Annotated in this window: 13 protein-coding genes; 4 read left to right on the top strand and 9 right to left on the bottom strand. The window is 39.5% G+C overall.

Annotated features, from left to right (window positions below; all coding sequences use genetic code 11):
- Positions 1-90 precede the first annotated feature (90 nt).
- From DV942_RS14405 to DV942_RS14395, 3 genes are all read left to right on the top strand, one after another.
- Positions 91-1,575 carry a xylulokinase gene (locus DV942_RS14405; protein ID WP_145858571.1) on the top strand — a complete coding sequence of 495 codons (1,485 nt, stop codon included), beginning with the start codon at positions 91-93 and terminating at the stop codon, positions 1,573-1,575.
- A gap of 75 nt (positions 1,576-1,650) precedes the next feature.
- Entirely contained in the window at positions 1,651-2,982 is a 1,332-nt protein-coding gene (gene xylA / locus DV942_RS14400; protein ID WP_145858568.1) for a xylose isomerase, read from the top strand.
- Between the two features lie 260 nt (positions 2,983-3,242).
- Positions 3,243-4,910 (top strand): sodium/sugar symporter, encoded by a 1,668-nt coding sequence (locus DV942_RS14395; protein ID WP_090980983.1) that lies wholly within the window; start codon positions 3,243-3,245, stop codon positions 4,908-4,910.
- 624 nt (positions 4,911-5,534) lie between these two features.
- Here DV942_RS14395 and DV942_RS14390 read toward each other — a convergent pair.
- From DV942_RS14390 to DV942_RS14350, 9 genes are all read right to left on the bottom strand, one after another.
- Positions 5,535-5,918, bottom strand: coding sequence for a hypothetical protein (locus DV942_RS14390; protein ID WP_090980986.1), 384 nt, complete (start codon positions 5,916-5,918; stop codon positions 5,535-5,537).
- 1 nt (position 5,919) lies between these two features.
- On the bottom strand, positions 5,920-7,155 hold the full coding sequence (locus tag DV942_RS14385) for an ABC transporter permease (protein ID WP_186462313.1): 1,236 nt from the start codon (positions 7,153-7,155) through the stop codon (positions 5,920-5,922).
- 95 nt (positions 7,156-7,250) lie between these two features.
- Positions 7,251-7,889 (bottom strand): MBL fold metallo-hydrolase, encoded by a 639-nt coding sequence (locus DV942_RS14380; RefSeq protein WP_145858564.1) that lies wholly within the window; start codon positions 7,887-7,889, stop codon positions 7,251-7,253.
- 43 nt (positions 7,890-7,932) lie between these two features.
- Entirely contained in the window at positions 7,933-8,520 is a 588-nt protein-coding gene (gene gldD, locus DV942_RS14375; protein WP_145858561.1) for a gliding motility lipoprotein GldD, read from the bottom strand.
- Between the two features lie 47 nt (positions 8,521-8,567).
- Positions 8,568-9,311, bottom strand: coding sequence for a shikimate dehydrogenase family protein (locus tag DV942_RS14370; protein ID WP_145858559.1), 744 nt, complete (start codon positions 9,309-9,311; stop codon positions 8,568-8,570).
- Between the two features lie 84 nt (positions 9,312-9,395).
- Entirely contained in the window at positions 9,396-10,163 is a 768-nt protein-coding gene (locus DV942_RS14365) for a phosphosulfolactate synthase (protein WP_090980997.1), read from the bottom strand.
- Positions 10,164-10,223: 60 nt separating this feature from the next.
- Positions 10,224-11,627 carry a tetratricopeptide repeat protein gene (locus tag DV942_RS14360; protein WP_090980999.1) on the bottom strand — a complete coding sequence of 468 codons (1,404 nt, stop codon included), beginning with the start codon at positions 11,625-11,627 and terminating at the stop codon, positions 10,224-10,226.
- Between the two features lie 529 nt (positions 11,628-12,156).
- Entirely contained in the window at positions 12,157-14,664 is a 2,508-nt protein-coding gene (locus tag DV942_RS14355) for a M1 family aminopeptidase (protein WP_145858557.1), read from the bottom strand.
- Positions 14,665-14,733: 69 nt separating this feature from the next.
- Positions 14,734-15,612: a TraB/GumN family protein gene (locus DV942_RS14350; protein ID WP_145858554.1), complete on the bottom strand. Its 879-nt coding sequence runs from the start codon at positions 15,610-15,612 to the stop codon at positions 14,734-14,736.
- Positions 15,613-15,728: 116 nt separating this feature from the next.
- Between DV942_RS14350 and amaB the strand changes: the two genes are divergently transcribed.
- Positions 15,729-17,270: an L-piperidine-6-carboxylate dehydrogenase gene (gene amaB / locus DV942_RS14345; protein ID WP_145858551.1), complete on the top strand. Its 1,542-nt coding sequence runs from the start codon at positions 15,729-15,731 to the stop codon at positions 17,268-17,270.
- The last annotated feature ends 410 nt before the right edge of the window (positions 17,271-17,680 follow it).

Below are 17,680 nucleotides of genomic sequence, written 5' to 3'. Positions count from 1 at the left end.
CAGGAATTTACAAAAAATTTGCGTTTTATATTTTTACCACTATCTTTATGCAACCGTTTGCATAACCAAATATTAAATTAAGATGAAAGCATGTATTTATTAGGAATTGATTTAGGTACCTCATCCATTAAAGTTGCAGTTGTTGATGCAGCTACACAAAAAAATATAGCCACCGCTCAATATCCGGAACAAGAAACAGCCATCAAATCTTTACAATCAGGCTGGGCAGAGCAGTCGCCTGATGAGTGGTGGAAAAATGTTCAGCAGGCCATCCTCAAATTAAATTCAACCGGTCTTTTTGATCCGAAGGAGATCAAGGCCATTGGCATTGCCTATCAAATGCACGGACTTGTTGTGGTAGATCAAAATCAGCAGGTACTCCGCGATAGCATTATCTGGTGTGACAGCAGGGCTGTTGAACTGGGAAATAGCGCTTTTGACGCTATCGGTCACGAAAAATCCTTAAAACAGCTATTAAACTCACCTGGAAATTTTACGGCATCGAAACTGGCCTGGGTAAAAGCAAACGAACCCGATATCTATAACCGCATCGATAAAATCATGCTTCCCGGCGATTTTATCGCCATGAAATTAACCGGAGAAATCACTACAAGTATTTCGGCCCTATCCGAAGGTATTTTCTGGGATTTTGAAAACCACCAAATCTCTAAAGATGTATTGGATTATTACGGCATCTCCAGCAAACTGATCCCAACCGTAAAACCTTTATTCTCGGAACATGGTTATTTAAAAACGGATATTGCACATGCATTAAATTTAACTGCCGGCATCCCGGTAGCTTATAAATCTGGCGACCAACCCAACAATGCACTTTCCTTAAACGTGTTAAAACCCGGAGAGGTTGCCGCTACAGCCGGAACATCGGGGGTAATTTATGGTGTAAGCGATGAACTTACTTATGACAAGCAATCAAGAGTGAATACCTTTGCGCATGTAACCTATTCAGGAGAAAAAAAGCACACTGGAGTTTTGCTATGTATTAATGGTACAGGAAGCATGTACCGTTGGGCAAAACATAATTTCGCGCCACTGTCTAGCTATGCTGAACTCAATATACAGGCCTCGAAAGCACCAATAGGCAGCAATGGTTTAAAAGTACTTCCTTTCGGCAACGGTGCAGAACGGATGTTAAATAATCAATATACAGGTGCAGAGTTATTGGGCATCGACTTAAACCTCCACAATCAATCAGACATCTTCCGGGCTATACAAGAGGGGATTGCTTTTGCTTTCCGTTATGGATTGGATATTATGCGGGAAAATGGCATGCAGCCTAAAGTTATCCGTGCCGGAAAGGCCAATCTGTTTTTAAGTGAGGTATTTGCACAAACGTTTGTAGATGTTACGGGCATTCCGGTTGAACTTTATGAAAACGACGGCAGTGTGGGCGCAGCCTTGGGTGCGGGTATAGGTGCCAGCATTTTCAAAAGCGCAGAAGAGGCTTTTAGCAATCACAAAGTCATCAAAACGTTAATGCCTCAACATTCAGCTGAGTATGAGCCGATCTATCAGGATTGGAAAGAAATATTAGAAAAACAATTAGCAACTGGTTAACGGTTGATCGCTTTATCGTGAGTTTTTATCACGAACTATTGACCAGTAAACCATCAATCAAAAAACAAAAAAAACATGACAAAAGTAGTAACCGGAGCAACGGAATTTTTCAAAGGCATTGAGCAGATCAAATTTGAAGGCCTGGAAAGTGATAATCCATTAGCATTTAGATGGTATGACGCCAACAAAGTAGTCGCTGGCAAAACCATGAGTGAGCATTTTAAATTTGCTTGTGCTTACTGGCATTCATTTAATGGTAATGGAGCAGATCCGTTTGGAGGTGCAACACACGTTTTCCCTTGGGATGAAAAAAAAGATGCAGTAGAAAGGGCTAAAGATAAAATGGATGCAGCCTTTGAATTTATCACGAAAATGCAGATTCCTTATTATTGTTTCCATGATGTGGATGTGGTAGATTATAGCGATGACGTTGCCGAAAACGAGCGCAGATTACAGGCCCTTGTTGAATATGCAAAACAAAAACAAGCAGATAGCGGCGTAAAACTACTATGGGGAACAGCGAATTTATTTAGCCACAAGCGTTATATGAACGGTGCATCTACCAATCCTGATTTTCATGTACTGGCACATGGTGCTGCCCAGGTTAAAGCTGCTTTAGACGCCACCATTGCCCTTGGTGGTGAAAATTATGTTTTCTGGGGTGGAAGAGAAGGCTATATGAGCTTATTAAACACCAATATGAAACGTGAGCAGGAGCATCTGGCAAAATTCTTACATACGGCTAAAGATTATGCACGCAAACAAGGTTTTAAAGGAACATTTTTTATTGAACCGAAACCATGTGAGCCTTCTAAACACCAATACGATTACGACGCAGCAACAGTAAAAGGCTTTTTACAGGAATACGATCTGTTGGCAGACTTTAAATTAAACCTGGAGGTAAACCATGCTACACTTGCCGGCCATACTTTCCAGCACGAGCTACAAGTTGCGGTAGATAATGGCTTGTTAGGCTCTATCGATGCAAACCGCGGCGATTATCAAAATGGATGGGACACCGATCAGTTCCCAAATGATATTAATGAACTAACCGAAGCCATGTTAATCATTTTAGAAGGTGGTGGTTTGCAAGGTGGCGGTGTAAACTTCGATGCGAAAATCCGCCGTAACTCTACTGATCAAAAAGACTTGTTTTATGCACATGTAGGTGGAATGGATATCTTTGCAAGGGCATTGGTTACTGCAGATGCCATTCTTCAGAAATCTGAATACAAAAAGGTAAGGGCCGACCGCTATGCCTCATTTGATAGCGGAAAGGGAGCCGAATTTGAACAAGGAAAATTAAGTTTAGAAGACTTAAGGAATTACGCTGCAGAAAACGGCGAACCAGAGGTACGCAGCGGAAAGCAGGAATATCTTGAGAACCTTATTAACCGGTATATTTAATTATCCCAATAAATATATTATCCGCGGTCTGTGTATACACAGACTGCGGTAGTACCTAAACCAAGCAAACTTAAATTTCTCTTCTACTGAAGGGCGCATTCTATTGCGAATGATAATCAAATAACCCATCTTAGCCGAATAATCTTTAATTTGGGGAAGTCCAAAATTAATAAACGTCATTTTAACATTTTTTAATTCAAAAAAAGCGAATATTAATTTATGATTTTGCTACATTTAGATTTCTAAACCAAATAACTTAAATGAAAGTCACAGATTACATTATTTTTTTAGCCTACTTTGCCATTGTGGCAGTTTATGGCTTTTGGATTTACCATCGTAAAAAGCAGAAGCAGATGAGCAGCAAGGATTATTTCCTTGCAGAAGGTTCACTCACCTGGTGGGCCATTGGTACCTCTTTAATTGCCTCGAATATTAGTGCCGAGCAATTCGTAGCCATGAGCGGCGATGGATTTAAAATGGGATTAGCCATTTCTACTTACGAATGGATGGCAGCTGCAACGTTAGTAATTGTAGCCACATTTTTTATTCCCGTATATCTTAAAAATAAGATCTACACCATGCCACAATTCTTGAGTCAGCGTTATAATGGCACTGTAGCCATGATTATGGCTGTGTTTTGGTTGTTATTGTATGTTGTGGTAAACTTAACCTCTATCTTGTACCTTGGTGCACTCGCTGTAAGCAGTATTTCGGGTATTGGCTTTTGGTATTGTATGATCGGCCTCGCCATTTTTTCTGTAATCATAGCGTTGGGTGGCATGAAAGTAATTGGTTACACGGATGTAATTCAGGTGGCGTTTTTAATTTTCGGCGGTTTAGCAACTACTTATCTGGCACTCAACTTGGTGAGCGACCATTTTGGTGGCCATGGCGTGTTAGATGGTTTATCGTTTTTAAGGGAAAAAGCGCCTGATCATTTTCATATGATCTTCAAAAAAGATAGTGCCAATTATGCCTCATTACCAGGTATGACGGTATTGCTTGGCGGTATGTGGATTGTAAACTTAAACTATTGGGGCTGTAACCAGTACATCACTCAACGTGCTTTAGGTGCTGATCTGAAAACGGCTAGGGCAGGTATCTTATTTGCCGCATTTTTAAAGCTTTTAATGCCATTAATTGTGGTATTACCGGGTATTGCAGTGTATATGTTATATACAGAAAAAACTGGTATTGATGTAAATTCGATGATGCCGGGTGGAGAACTTCGTCCGGATAGGGCTTACCCTACTTTATTGAATATTCTGCCTACAGGCCTTAAAGGTTTATCTTTCGCGGCGTTAACCGCAGCAATTGTTGCTTCACTGGCGGGTAAAATCAATAGTATCTCTACTATTTTTACCCTGGATATTTTTAAGAAACACATTAATACGGCAGCCTCTGAAAAGAAACTGGTAGGTACCGGACGCGTAGTTGTTATTGTTGCAATGGCTATCGCAATTGCCATTTCTCCTTTCTTAGGTATTGATAAAAAAGGTGGTTTCGAATTTATTCAGGAATATACAGGTTTTGTAAGTCCTGGTATTTTCGCGATGTTTATCTTAGGCTTCTTCTGGAAAAAAACTACTTCTAATGCAGCTTTATTTGCCACTATAGGTGGTTTTGGTTTATCGGTATTACTAAAATTCTTACCAGGAATGATGGATTTATCTTTCCTTCACAATTTTGGATTTTCGGTAGCCAATGCAGATGGAGTTTATGAAATACCTTTCTTGGATAGAATGGGAATTGTATTTGTAGTTTGTATAATCGTGATGTTTGCCATCAGTATGTTCGAGAACAGCAAAGGCGATAAATCTAATGGTTTAGAAGTAGATTCAAGCATGTTCAAAGTTCATCCTTCGTTTGCCGTTGGATCACTGATTGTATTCGGAATTTTAGTAGCGCTTTACTCTACTTTCTGGTAAAATTAAAATCAATAGTATACAAAAGGCTCGCGATGAAAATTGCGGGCCTTTTTTGTTTTTTAATAATATTATAATAATGCTCAATTTTTCACTTATCCGTAGAGACGCTGCGCTTAACTCTACGGACAGGGTAAGGTAATTAACCAAACCCGGCTTCCCCGGACTTAATCGATAAGTTAAATTCTGTTTAACTGAAATATTGAGTTTGAAAACTCAATCCTATTCATCAGCCCGTAGAGACGCTGCGCTTAACTCTACAGACAGGGTAAGAAACATGAGACCGTACTAATAACCTAAAGCATGACTGTAATAACAACCAGTATTGCAATCGCGCTTCAAAAAATATAATAAGACTATGTAATTAACCAAACCCGGCTTACCCGGACTTAATCGAAAAATTGAACTTTGTTTAACTGAAATATTGAGTTTGAAAACTCAATCCTATTCATCAGCCAGTAGAGACGCTGCGCTTAACTCTACGGACAGGGTAAGGTAATTAACGAAACCCGGCTTACCAGAACTTAATCGATAAGTTAAATTCTGTTTAACTGAAATATTGAGTTTGAAAACCCAACTCTGTTTATTAATCCGTAGAGAGCTGCGCTTAACTCTATGGATAGAAAATTATTGTGCGCAAGGTCCGTCTGGAATTTCTTTGCTTATTTTGATCACTTTAGTAACCACCAGGGTAGAATCGAAATCGGCCGCAACGGTAGCGGTGTCGGTTTTGGTAAAATAACCTTCGAGTTCTACATATACCGGCTCATAAGGCTTTTCGAAGCCTAAATTACTATACGATAACTCTAATTTTTTCACGCTGTCTGTAACCCAAAATTCGCGGGTATCCTCACATAGCGTAATTGATTTCATTTCAGGGCCAAATGTATACAAACCCTTTACAATTTTAAGATTGTTCTTTTCTCCCTCGGCTTTATCATTCCTGTTACAAGCTGTAGCGGCTACGCCAAGGAGCACAACAAGTACAATTGCTTGCTTAAATAACTTCATTTTATATCGTTTGATTAATTTGATCTATCTTTTTAACGCTTAAATTGGATGACAAAGCGGATGCCAAAAATGAGAAGATACATACCGTAATAAAAACTAATACAAAATCTTTCCATTTTAATGCAATCGGATAAGAACTTACCAATGTTTTATTTACTTCATCGCCCATTTTAATCAACCCATAGGTATGTTGAAAATAATAAAATATAATTCCTATAATTAGTCCCAATACACAGCCAGACATGGTAATCATCATGCCCTCAAATAAAAATATACGTTTGATTAATTTCTTTCCTGCGCCTAAACTGCTTAGAATGGCCACATCCTTTACCTTATCGATTACTAACATGGTTAACGACCCTATGATATTAAATATAGCAATAATCAGGATAAAAGTAAGGATAATATACACGGCCCATTTCTCGGTATTTAAAATATGGTAGAGTGACTTATTTTGTTCGGCCTGATTTCTGACTTCATAATCTTTACCGGCCTTTTCGATTATTTCATTTTTAAAATCATCTACATCAACACCTGGTTGCAGATTAATTTCGATAGCAGATACATTTTTATCTTCCCCAAGCAGCTCACGTGCAAAATCGAGTGGAACAATAATCCCATTGTCGAAATCTTGTTGCACTTCGAAAACACCGCTAACCCGGATATTTTTGACCACAAAATCATCAGCTGGATTGATCGTATTTACAGCGATATCCTTTTTTGGCGAATAAATTTCCAGCTCGGTAAAAGGATCAACTGTATTAACAGCCAAATAACTTTGTAATGCAGAACCGATTACCGCATTATCACCGCTTTTGTTATGCAATATAAAACGGCCTTCCTTAATGGTACTGTCTAGTTTTGTGTTCTTTAAGTAATCTAAACTTACCCCTTTTACCATTCCCACAGCCTGCTTATTGTTGTATTTCAACAATGCATTTTCCTGCAGCACTTCGGTAAAAGCCGCCACATCTTTATTTTTTCTAAGCTGATTAAAATAACCTGTATTCGGATCAAAAGTCTTCCCCTTAGCTGGTGTAATCGCAATTTGCGGTGTAATGGTATCAAACATATTCAGCACTACGGTTTCTAACCCATTAAAAACCGACAAGATAATAATCAAAGCTGCGCTGCCAACCATTACGCCTACCATTGATATGCCCGAAATCAGATTAATGGCATTGGTTGACTTTTTGGCAAAAAGATACCTTTTGGCAATGTAAAACGATGTATTCACAGCAGTAAATATAGTTAAAATGTAAGATGCAACGATGTAAGATGGAATATACGAGCGGGTTATTACATCATCCCCCATCCATTATACATTTCACCTTAAAAAAACGGGTTATGTTGTTTTTCAAAACCAATGCTCGTTGCTGGTCCGTGGCCAGGATAAACTTTGGTTTCATCAGGTAAGACAAAAAGTTTATCGGAAATGTTTTGAATTAATTGCTGATGGTTGCCGCCTGGCAGATCAGTACGCCCGATACTGCCATAAAAAAGCACATCGCCGCCTATTAACATACGATCAGCCGCACTGTAAAAACAAAGGTGTGCCGGCGAATGTCCCGGAGCAAAAATCAGTTCCAGTTTGCTATTACCAAAAGAAATCGTCCCTGTTTCAGGCAAAAAGGTATCTGGCAAAGGAGATACTTCATAACGGGTAAAGCCCATTGATGGTGCATAACCTGGAACGGCATTTAAAATCGGCAATTCACCTTCATGAAACTGTGGTTTTAAACCATAGGTTTCAGCCACAAATTTATTGCCGAAAACATGATCAAGATGGCAATGTGTATTAAGCAACAAAACAGGATTCAATTCTTCCTGTTTAATGAAAGTGGCCAATTCATTTTGCTCAAAACCTTCGTACATACCTGGATCAATAATGGCACATTCCTTTGTTTCATCATAAAGCACATAGGTATTTTCGCTGTAAGCGTTAAAAGTGAAGGTTTTTACTGTAATCATAAGTATTTAGAAAAAGTCTGTTCAAAGGAACAGAAATAATAAACTAATTTTTCCACCTGAAAGTAGAAATCAAGGTATCGATATCTTTTTTAATAAATTTAACAACGGGTTCAATAGAATCGTATTGTGGGCGTTCATTAAAGTATAAAGCTCCTCTAAAATAATGTTTAGCACTATCTGTTAAAAAAAACTGAACGGAAGATGCCGTATTCCCTTCAATGGCATAGTAAATGCCATAAACGTTATGGTCAGGGTAATTAATCATTTTTTGATCTATCGCACTTGCTTTTATGGTGTGTTTAAAGGCAAGCTTCCTGGCATCTTCCACCATTTCATCATACTCACTTTTCCCTGAAACATCATAATAAGTTAAATGCAGAAAGCCGTTAAATTGTTTAAAGTGCAAATTGTACCAGTTTTTTTGAGCATCGCGGCTTTGATCTTGCTCTACCGTAGCATAAGTCGGGTATTTAAACGTAAAGGGAACTGCTTTGGTAAATGCGGTATAATCCTTTTTAGGGAATACAATCCTGAAATAGGCTTTTGGTTTAGGGCTGTAATCGTGGTTTTGACAAGCTGTTACGCATAAAAGCAGTGCAAAGAGTAAAAAAATCAACTGGTTTATTTTCATTCCTCAAAAAATCTGCTTACTGGTTAACAGGATAAAGATAAGCTAAATTATTTATTCCAGATGGCCCAGGCTTTTTCAGCTTGCTGATGCAACATTTCAAGTCCGTTTTTTGTTCTTGCACCGCCAGCAGCGGCCTTAACCAGAAATGCAGTTTCGAGTGGGTTATAAACCAGGTCGTAAGCCAGGTGTTCAGGCCCGATTAAACTGTAATCAATATCCGGAAAGGTATCTACATTTGGCGACATGCCCAACGGCGTGGTATTGATTAATAATTTATGCGAATCCAAAATTTCTGGTGTAATCTCAGAATATATTAGGGTTCCTGCAGTTGCCTTACGCACCACTGTCTGGTATTCGATATTCAACTTTTCCAAAACATACTTTACCGCTTTTGCTGCGCCACCATCGCCAAAAACAAGCGCTTTGTTATGTTGCGGCCCTAACAATGGCTTTAGCGATTCTTCAAAGCCATAAGCATCGGTATTATAACCTTTTAAATAGCTTTCACCTTCAAAGCTTCTGATTGAAATACAATTTACAGCACCAATTTTTTCTGCGGCTTCATCTACTTCATTTAAATAACACAGCACATTAACCTTATGCGGAATGGTTACATTAAGGCCAAAAAGTGATGGATTTTCACTCAACAGGTCAGGCAACGATTTTATATCTGCGATCGGGAAAAGCTCATATTGATGATCGGTAATGCCTTCATTTTGAAATTTTTCCGTGAAATATTTTTTAGAGAACGAGTGAGAAAGTGGGTAACCGATTAAACCGTATGTTTTCATATTGATATAACAAGCAAACCCTACAGGCCTTTGAAACCTGTAAGGTTTATTTAACTATGCGCCTCGCAATGACGAATTTTGTCTTTATTTTACCTTATTCAGGAAATAATCGAAAGTATCACCACGTAATCCTAAACGAATGGTTTCTAGCGGAATTACTTCTGCCGGGGCAATATTACCCAGGTTTACATTACTGCCAATCAACTTAATGAACCAAACCTGTTGTTCTTTTTGAGGAGCTTCCCAGATAATGGTTTCTTCCGGAATCTGCGTTAAAATTTCATCAACCAATCCTTCGCGTACTTCACCGCTTCCACGGTAAATACCAACGTTACCACCTTCGCGGGCCTCTGCAATTACTTTCCATGAGCCTGCCTCAATTTCGGCCTGCATTAATTTGATCCACTTGTAAGGGGCAAATATTTTAGCGGCATCTTTACTGCCTACTTCAGAAATAACGGTAACCTGTTTAGCCAGTTCGCTAATGAATCCACATTTTTTGTCGTGCTCAATTTCGATAGACCCATCAGATACTTCTGCATATTCCATTCCGTATTGATCTAAAACACGCTGGTAATCTGAAAACTGGTTACGGATAATAAAAGCTTCAAATAATGTTCCACCAAAATAGGTAGGAATGCCTGCGCTTTTATATAAAGCCAGTTTTTCTTTAAGGTTTGGCGTAACATGCGATGTTGCCCAACCTAATTTTACAATATCTGTATGTATGCCGGCAACTTCAATAAAATCTTCAACCTGGCGTAGGCTCAATCCCTTATCCATAACCATTGTTAAGCCCTTTTGGCGCGGTTTAGTCGGACGTTCGGGAACGTTTAATAAAGGATAATTCATATGCGTACAAAAGTGAAAAAAATTTTCAGATTTATTTGTTAAATTTTTCTCACAAGGTCGTTACCTTATATATCTGTTTATAACACTCAAAATGGCACTATTATCCTGTAATTGCGGTAGGTATTCAAACAAAATATAATGTTTATCTGGGTCGGTTGTTAAAGCGGTTTCCAAGTAACCCAATGCATCAGCATAGTTTCCTATGGCGAAAAGATAGGCTACCATCCTATAATACAGTTCTGCAGCTTCAGGGTTATTTTTAATTGCCTCCGCCATTGTTTCCGCTGCTTCACGCAATTTTCCCTGTTCATAGAGCACAGTACTAAAATCCAGCCAGGCTTCAACATCCAAAGGATTAAACTCCAGTACTTTTTCATATGCTTCGATCGACTCATCAATCTGGCCCAGCTTATAATAAGCATCGGCCATGGCGAACCAGAAATCTGCATTCTCCGCTTCCAGGTCTATCGCTTTTTTATAAAAGTGTAATGATTCGAAATAACGTTCCTCAAAATTAAGTGTAACCCCGATCCCAAACCAGGCATCAGCCATTTTAGGATCCATTTTTACCGATTTTTTATAGTAAGAACGGGCCTCATCCATTTTCTCCAGTTTCTCGTAACATTCGCCAATGGCACAATAAGTATCGGCATTGGGCTGTTCGTACTCAAAAGTCTGTTTATAAACTTCTATCGCCTCATCATATTTATCAAGCTGCACCAGCGCATTTCCTTTGTTAAAATAGGCTGAACTGAAATCTTCTTTAATCAAGATGGCATAGTCATAAGCATCAATCGCTTTTTCGAAAAGATTTAACTTATGGAAACTATTGCCCAGATTGTACCAAGCCGCATAAGAATATGGATCAGTATCAATATATTGCTGATAAAATTTGATACTTTCTTCTTGTTTGTCTAATACATCATAACAGAAAGCAAGCTCATACAAACCATCCTGGTTTTCCATATTCTGCTCTAAGCTAAGCTTGATATAGGTAATGGCACTTTCATAATCGCCCATACTCTGGTAAACATAAGCCATCTGCAATAATATCTCATCCGTACTTTCGGCCAGTCCCAAAGCTTTTTCATAATTTTCCAAAGCCTCGTCAAAACGTTCGGTATTCTGGAAAATATTACCGCGGAGCAGATAAATATCTGGTTCTGATGGTTCTAAAAGCTCAGCTTTTTGCAACGCAATAAAAGCCTTTTCGCTATTGTTCGTTAAGATGTAGAGGTGAGCCTGTTTAATTAAAAAAATCGTGGCATAAGGGTGTTGACTGATTGCAAAATCAACTACCTGCAAAGCTTTGACCGGATCATTTTTCTCAATGTAAAAATCTACAATGTATTCGAATGCCCCTGCATCGAAAAAATACTGATCCTGGTTCCGCAGCATTTCTTCGTAACGTTCTACTGAACGTTGTGCATCTTCGTTGGATTCAAAAAAGAATTCTTCTTCCATATATTATACTATTAAAGAACCGTGCCAATAAGCAGAAAAACACATTATAATTTTAGCAATTTTAATTATCCGTTTTTAAAATAATTATTAACATCAATAGCCGCAAAGGCGCTAAACAGCTGAATATAAAGCCTGTTAACTATAGTTAAGATGTGTGGATAATCGATAGATTTGTTGCAACATCGCGGTTCCTTTTCCCTTCTTCCACAAAAATACTATAAATTTATGGCATATACTAATGAAGAGGGATGAAAGGATTAACCGTGTTTGCCCTGTTTTTGTCTGCTTTATTATAAGGGGATTTGCTCAAAGCGATGAAGAAACCAGGACTGGCAAACCCTTTACATTATTGATACGGGGGAAAAATAGGCTGTAAATAGATCTTGGATAATCCTAGGAGTTACTGGATATCAATAAAAAAAGTCGTCATCTCGACTGAAACGCAGTGGAATGGAGAGATCTATCAAACACAGATTTCTCGACTTCGTTGCACTCCGGTCGAAAGGACGACCTGTTGGAGGAATAAGAATTACTCTTTTCCTAAATCGGCAGCTCCTTTTTTAAATAACTCCGCCTGCTTATTCAATTTGGCTTTTTCTTCTCCGCTTGCAGCATTTGCCTGTTTAGTTTTGCCTTGGGCAGTAGCATTATAAGCACCAGCAAGTTGTTTGTTTAAATAAGGCTGCAATTTTAATCTTTCAATAGCATTACCAATATTCATTATACCTTGCTCGGTAACTGCAGGATTTGTATTTGCTCTTAAATACTGAAAATACTGACCAATTACACCAAATATCTTATCCCTATCACCTGTAAGCATAATATTATCATAAAATGCCTGATAGTCATCTTTTGGATCGCTGACGTATAGGGTAGCGATTGACGGTGCGATATGCGTCCTCGTCTCTTCATCTAACGCTGCTATAGCCGACGTCGTTTCCTGCGGTGCCAGTTTAGCCAAACCATCAACGCCCGCAGCAATTACCCTGTAAGATCTGTCTTTTAAGCTTTCTGACATTAAAGCTTTATAGGCCTGGTCTCCGGTTTCAGCTAACTTCACAATTGCAGCTGCTCTGGCATCTGTATTTTTATCTGTTTTGGCAATCTGAAGTAAAACAGGTAACGCTGCTGCTTTAATCTGGGCATCTTCTAAATTAATGCCGGCAATACTCAATGCGCGTAAATCTGCCGATTTATCTTTCAAACCTTCTAACAGCACCATTTGACCGCTGTTGGCTTTGCTCTGCATAATAAACTGTATAGCCTCAATCCTGTTGGCATAACTTGGCGCATTTTTGTATTGAAAATAATAGTTTTCGGCCGTTTTATTGTCATTGGTTTCGCCAACTAAAATTTTATCTACATCAAAATCGATTAAATCTGGTTTGGCACTTACCTCAAAACTAAAATCCTGCTCACGGCTATTGATCAGAATTTCTTTCCTGATTTTTTTACCTCCTGCATAAATATCAAGTTTAACCGGCAACGTAAAGGTTTGTACGCTGGTATCCTGTGTTTGTTTAACTTTAATGGTTGCTTTTCCATTTTCATAACCATAATCGATACTTAAAATCGGGTGACCACCATTGTAATACCATTGATTGAAATAAGGACTCCAGTCTTTTCCGGTAACATCTTCCATTGCCAAACGCAACTGGTGCGTTTCGCCATTTTTAAAGGCATTGGTGGTGAGGTAGCGGTTAAGCGATTTGTAGAAAGCTTCATCGCCCATTTGGTTTTTTAGGGCATACAGAATGACCGAGCCTTTGGCATAACTGATATTATCGAACATGTCTTCCTTATCATTGTAATAAAAGCGGGCCAAAACCGGACTTTCGCCTCTTTTAGTTGAACCGAGATAAGACTGTAATTTTTCGTAACGCGACTTATCTTCCGCATCCTTGCCGGCATCACGCCCATGCCAGATGATCTCGCCAAAAGTGGCGAAAGATTCATTCATGGTTAAATTAGACCACGATTCAGCGGTGACATAATCTCCAAACCATTGGTGAAAAAGCTCATGTGCAATGGTACCTTCTTCGTTTCCATCCAACAGCTCGCGGTCTGTTTTTTGTACCTGTTCGCCATGTAAAGTGGCTGTAGTATTTTCCATCGCCCCTGAAACATAATCTCTGGCTACCACCTGCGCATATTTATTCCATGGATAATCTACACCCAATAAATTGCTATAAAACTGGATCATATCAGGCGTCTTACCAAAAATCTGTTTCGCGTATGGTGCGTACTTCGGCTCCAGGTAATAACTAACTTCTTTGCCTTTATAATTGTCTTTGGTGATTTTAAAATCGCCTATCGCCATCATAAATAAGTATGGAGAGTGTGGTAAATCCATTTTCCAGGTATCGGTTCTTGTACCGTCGGCATTATTTTTTTGGCTTACCAGTTTCCCGTTCGACAGGGTAGTGTATTTCGATTTTACCGTCATCGAAATTTCCTGGGTTGTTTTCTGATCGGGTTTGTCAATTGTTGGAAACCAGGCCGACGATGATTCTGTTTCGCCCTGCGTCCAGATCTGGGTAGGCTTGTTTTTATCGGTACCATCAGGGTTGATAAAATATAAACCTTTGGCATCGGTTATGGCCGCACTTCCCTTTACTTTTAATTCGTCAGGTTTCGCTGTATAGGCGATGTATATTGTATATTTTTCGTTATTGGTATACTTTTTATTTAAATTGATATACAACTTATTATCGTTATACGTGTACTTAAGGGGGGTATTTGCTTTGGCTCCAACCAGCGCAACGGTTTTAATGTCCATCCCCTGCGCATCTAGTGTGAGTGAATCGGTGGTGTAAAAATGAGGCTTTAAAGTTATCCAGGCTTTACCATACAGGTAGCGCTTGGCGTAATCAAATGAAACATCGAGTTTGGTATGCACCAGATCATTGATTTTGGTTGGGGTTACCCGATAAACGCCCAGGTTTGATTTTTCTATGGCTTTTTCCTGCGCCAAAAGCGGATTACTTGCAAAAACCGCTGCCAATAGTATGCCACAGGCAATATTTTTTTTATTCATTTTTATGATTTTAATAAGTCAGTATCTTGAAGGCAAGATATTAAGAATTGTGGTAATTACCATTTACTTTTATTTGGTTGCTATCGGTTTTAAGGTATAACCTTTAGCCTGCAGTCCCTTTATCAAGCCCTCGTCACCCACTAAGTGACCGGCGCCAACGGCAATAAACAAAGATTCCTTTTCCATTAGGGCAGGGAGCTGGTCCAGCCAGCGTTGATTCCGGTTTTTAAGCATCTCGGTCATAAACTCTTTAGTTTCTTCATCCTGTGCTTTAAAGAACTGGGTTAATTTATCGATATCCTGCGCCAGGTAATAACCCGTTAGTTCCTGCAATTTAATCTTATTCTTATCCGATTCCCTGACTGATTTAAGCAGGGCTTTTTTCTGTTTTTGCAGATCGTCATCAAATAACAATGCGCCCTGATATTCGGCCGTTTCTAAGCCGTGTATAGATTTAGCGTTGGCTTTTGCATATTTTTGAAAGCTTTCGTCTATGCCATTCGTTAGACTTCTCATTTCAGGGTTGTCAAGAAGCATAATCAGCACACCAACCATTGCTGGCTTAAATCGGTTTAATTGCTTTAAGTTTACAGCGGGATTTCTGGCTTTAATATAATCGTCTACCTCTTTGTATTCGGCTGGGGTAAATACACTGTCAAGTGTATTGTTTTTCATTACTAAAAATGGGGCCATCCGGCCCTGTAAGGTTCCATCCATTACAATTTCGCCCACCACACCATTAACCGATTTTAATTTCTCCTGTAAAACCTGCATCGTATCTGCAAACTCTTTGTTTGTAAAATGATGTGTTCCAAATAAGTAAGAAGGTTTCTTTAATCCATTTCCTGATACTTCCCAAAGCAGGGTGTTGGTAGCCTTTTTAGGCTGCGCATTAAGGCTGAGTCCGAAGCATAAAAGCGCAACCAATAATAGTTTAATGTTTTTCATTTAATACTGATGATGAGTAAAATTAGGGTAAGATATTAAGAATTGTGATAAAGTTAAGGGCAAAATGTAGCCTGCATTCCCTTATTTTTTGTTTTTTTGTATAAACCGTTAGAAATATGGCTACAGATATTCAATCTATTTTAAACAGATTAGGCATAAAAGCAGAAAATGCAGCCTACAGCACAGGAAGTAACTGGGGCGGGGCTGCAAACGCGAAAACATTGGAGAGTTATTCTCCTGTGGATGGCAAACTGATTGCTTTGGCTAAAGTTGCCAGCGCAGCCGATTATGATACTGTTGTAACCAAAGCACAGGAGGCATTTACGGCCTGGCGTTCGGTTCCAGCCCCTAAAAGGGGAGAAATGGTACGCCAGTTTGGCGATGCACTTCGTGAAAATAAAGATGCCCTGGGCACATTAGTTTCTTACGAAATGGGAAAGAGTTTACAGGAAGGCTTAGGCGAAGTGCAGGAAATGATCGATATATGTGATTTCGCCGTAGGTTTATCCAGGCAGCTGTATGGTTTAACCATGCATAGCGAACGCCCCAACCACCGGATGTACGAACAATGGCATCCACTGGGGATTGTTGGCATTATCTCGGCCTTTAATTTCCCGGTAGCGGTTTGGAGCTGGAACGCAGCCCTGGCTTTGGTTTGCGGCAATGTATGCATCTGGAAACCATCAGAAAAAACACCTTTAACCGCCATAGCCTGCCAACATATTATAGCAAAAGTATTTAACGATAATGATATAGCTGAAGGCGTATGCAGCCTGGTTTTAGGCGATCGGGAAATTGGCGAACTCATGACCAACGATGGTAGAATTCCTTTAATTTCTGCTACCGGATCAACACGCATGGGCAAGGCGGTAGGAGCTGCTGTGGGTGCAAGACTAGGGAAAAGCCTGTTGGAACTCGGCGGCAATAATGCCATTATTATTTCAGAACATGCCGATTTGGATATGAGTTTAATCGGTGCGGTATTTGGCGCGGTTGGTACTGCAGGCCAGCGGTGTACTTCAACCAGAAGGTTAATTATCCACGAAAGTGTATATGATGCTTTTACCGCAAAGCTGGTTAAAGCTTACGCACAGTTACGAATTGGCAATCCATTAGATCAACACAACCATGTGGGTCCGCTGATTGATACCGATGCGGTTGCGGCCTACTTAGATTCGATAGCTAAATGTAAGGCTGAAGGCGGCAATTTTGTGGTAGAAGGTGGCGTTTTAGCGGGCGATGAATATGCGAGCGGATGCTACGTGAAGCCATGCATTGCCGAGGTTCAGAATGATTATAAAATTGTTCAACAGGAAACCTTTGCACCCATTTTATACCTGATTAAATACAAAACGTTAGACGAGGCCATTACCCTGCAAAACGCTGTCCCGCAAGGGTTATCATCAGCCATTATGACATTAAATTTGAGAGAGGCAGAACAGTTTTTATCAGCTAAGGGATCCGACTGTGGTATAGCCAACGTAAATATCGGTACTTCGGGCGCTGAAATAGGCGGGGCTTTTGGTGGGGAGAAAGAAACCGGGGGTGGCCGTGAAAGCGGATCGGATGCCTGGAGGGCTTATATGCGCCGGCAAACCAACACCATCAATTATTCGAATACCTTGCCATTGGCGCAGGGCATTAAATTTGATCTTTAATTAAATGCTGACCGGAATTTGAAATGGTAAAATCGTCCTCGTTTGTAGCGAGGATGAATGAGAAACGCGCTTCCAGCGCAAACTTTTTCTATTGATCAGGATTTGAAATCCTAACAAACCAGATTTCTTATCCGCATTAAAAATGCAGCACTCAACGATCCTCGTTTTAAACGAGGACCATACAAGTATGAAATTCAGTCTGTAATTAAATGTTGTCGGGATTTAAATTATAAAAATCGTCCTTGTTTGTAACGAGGGCCATACAAGTATAAAATTCGATCTGTAATTATATGCTGACAGGGATTTGAAATGGTAAAATCGTCCTCGGTTATAACGAGGGTGAATGAGAAACGCGCTTCCAGCGCAAACTTTTTCTATTGATCAGGATTTGAAATCCTCACAAACCAGAT

The sequence above is a fragment of the Pedobacter suwonensis genome, from assembly GCF_007833675.1.
Classification (GTDB): domain Bacteria; phylum Bacteroidota; class Bacteroidia; order Sphingobacteriales; family Sphingobacteriaceae; genus Pedobacter; species Pedobacter suwonensis.
This window is presented reverse-complemented; position numbering and strand designations above follow the sequence as displayed.

What these genes read in the sequence shown, in the direction of transcription:
- DV942_RS14405 (WP_145858571.1), top strand. Translation starts at nt 91, where the DNA reads ATGTATTTATTAGGAATTGATTTAGGTACCTCATCCATTAAAGTTGCA.
- xylA (WP_145858568.1), top strand. Translation starts at nt 1,651, where the DNA reads ATGACAAAAGTAGTAACCGGAGCAACGGAATTTTTCAAAGGCATTGAG.
- DV942_RS14395 (WP_090980983.1), top strand. Translation starts at nt 3,243, where the DNA reads ATGAAAGTCACAGATTACATTATTTTTTTAGCCTACTTTGCCATTGTG.
- DV942_RS14390 (WP_090980986.1), bottom strand. Translation starts at nt 5,918, where the DNA reads ATGAAGTTATTTAAGCAAGCAATTGTACTTGTTGTGCTCCTTGGCGTA.
- DV942_RS14380 (WP_145858564.1), bottom strand. Translation starts at nt 7,889, where the DNA reads ATGATTACAGTAAAAACCTTCACTTTTAACGCTTACAGCGAAAATACC.
- gldD (WP_145858561.1), bottom strand. Translation starts at nt 8,520, where the DNA reads ATGAAAATAAACCAGTTGATTTTTTTACTCTTTGCACTGCTTTTATGC.
- DV942_RS14370 (WP_145858559.1), bottom strand. Translation starts at nt 9,311, where the DNA reads ATGAAAACATACGGTTTAATCGGTTACCCACTTTCTCACTCGTTCTCT.
- DV942_RS14365 (WP_090980997.1), bottom strand. Translation starts at nt 10,163, where the DNA reads ATGAATTATCCTTTATTAAACGTTCCCGAACGTCCGACTAAACCGCGC.
- DV942_RS14360 (WP_090980999.1), bottom strand. Translation starts at nt 11,627, where the DNA reads ATGGAAGAAGAATTCTTTTTTGAATCCAACGAAGATGCACAACGTTCA.
- DV942_RS14355 (WP_145858557.1), bottom strand. Translation starts at nt 14,664, where the DNA reads ATGAATAAAAAAAATATTGCCTGTGGCATACTATTGGCAGCGGTTTTT.
- DV942_RS14350 (WP_145858554.1), bottom strand. Translation starts at nt 15,612, where the DNA reads ATGAAAAACATTAAACTATTATTGGTTGCGCTTTTATGCTTCGGACTC.
- amaB (WP_145858551.1), top strand. Translation starts at nt 15,729, where the DNA reads ATGGCTACAGATATTCAATCTATTTTAAACAGATTAGGCATAAAAGCA.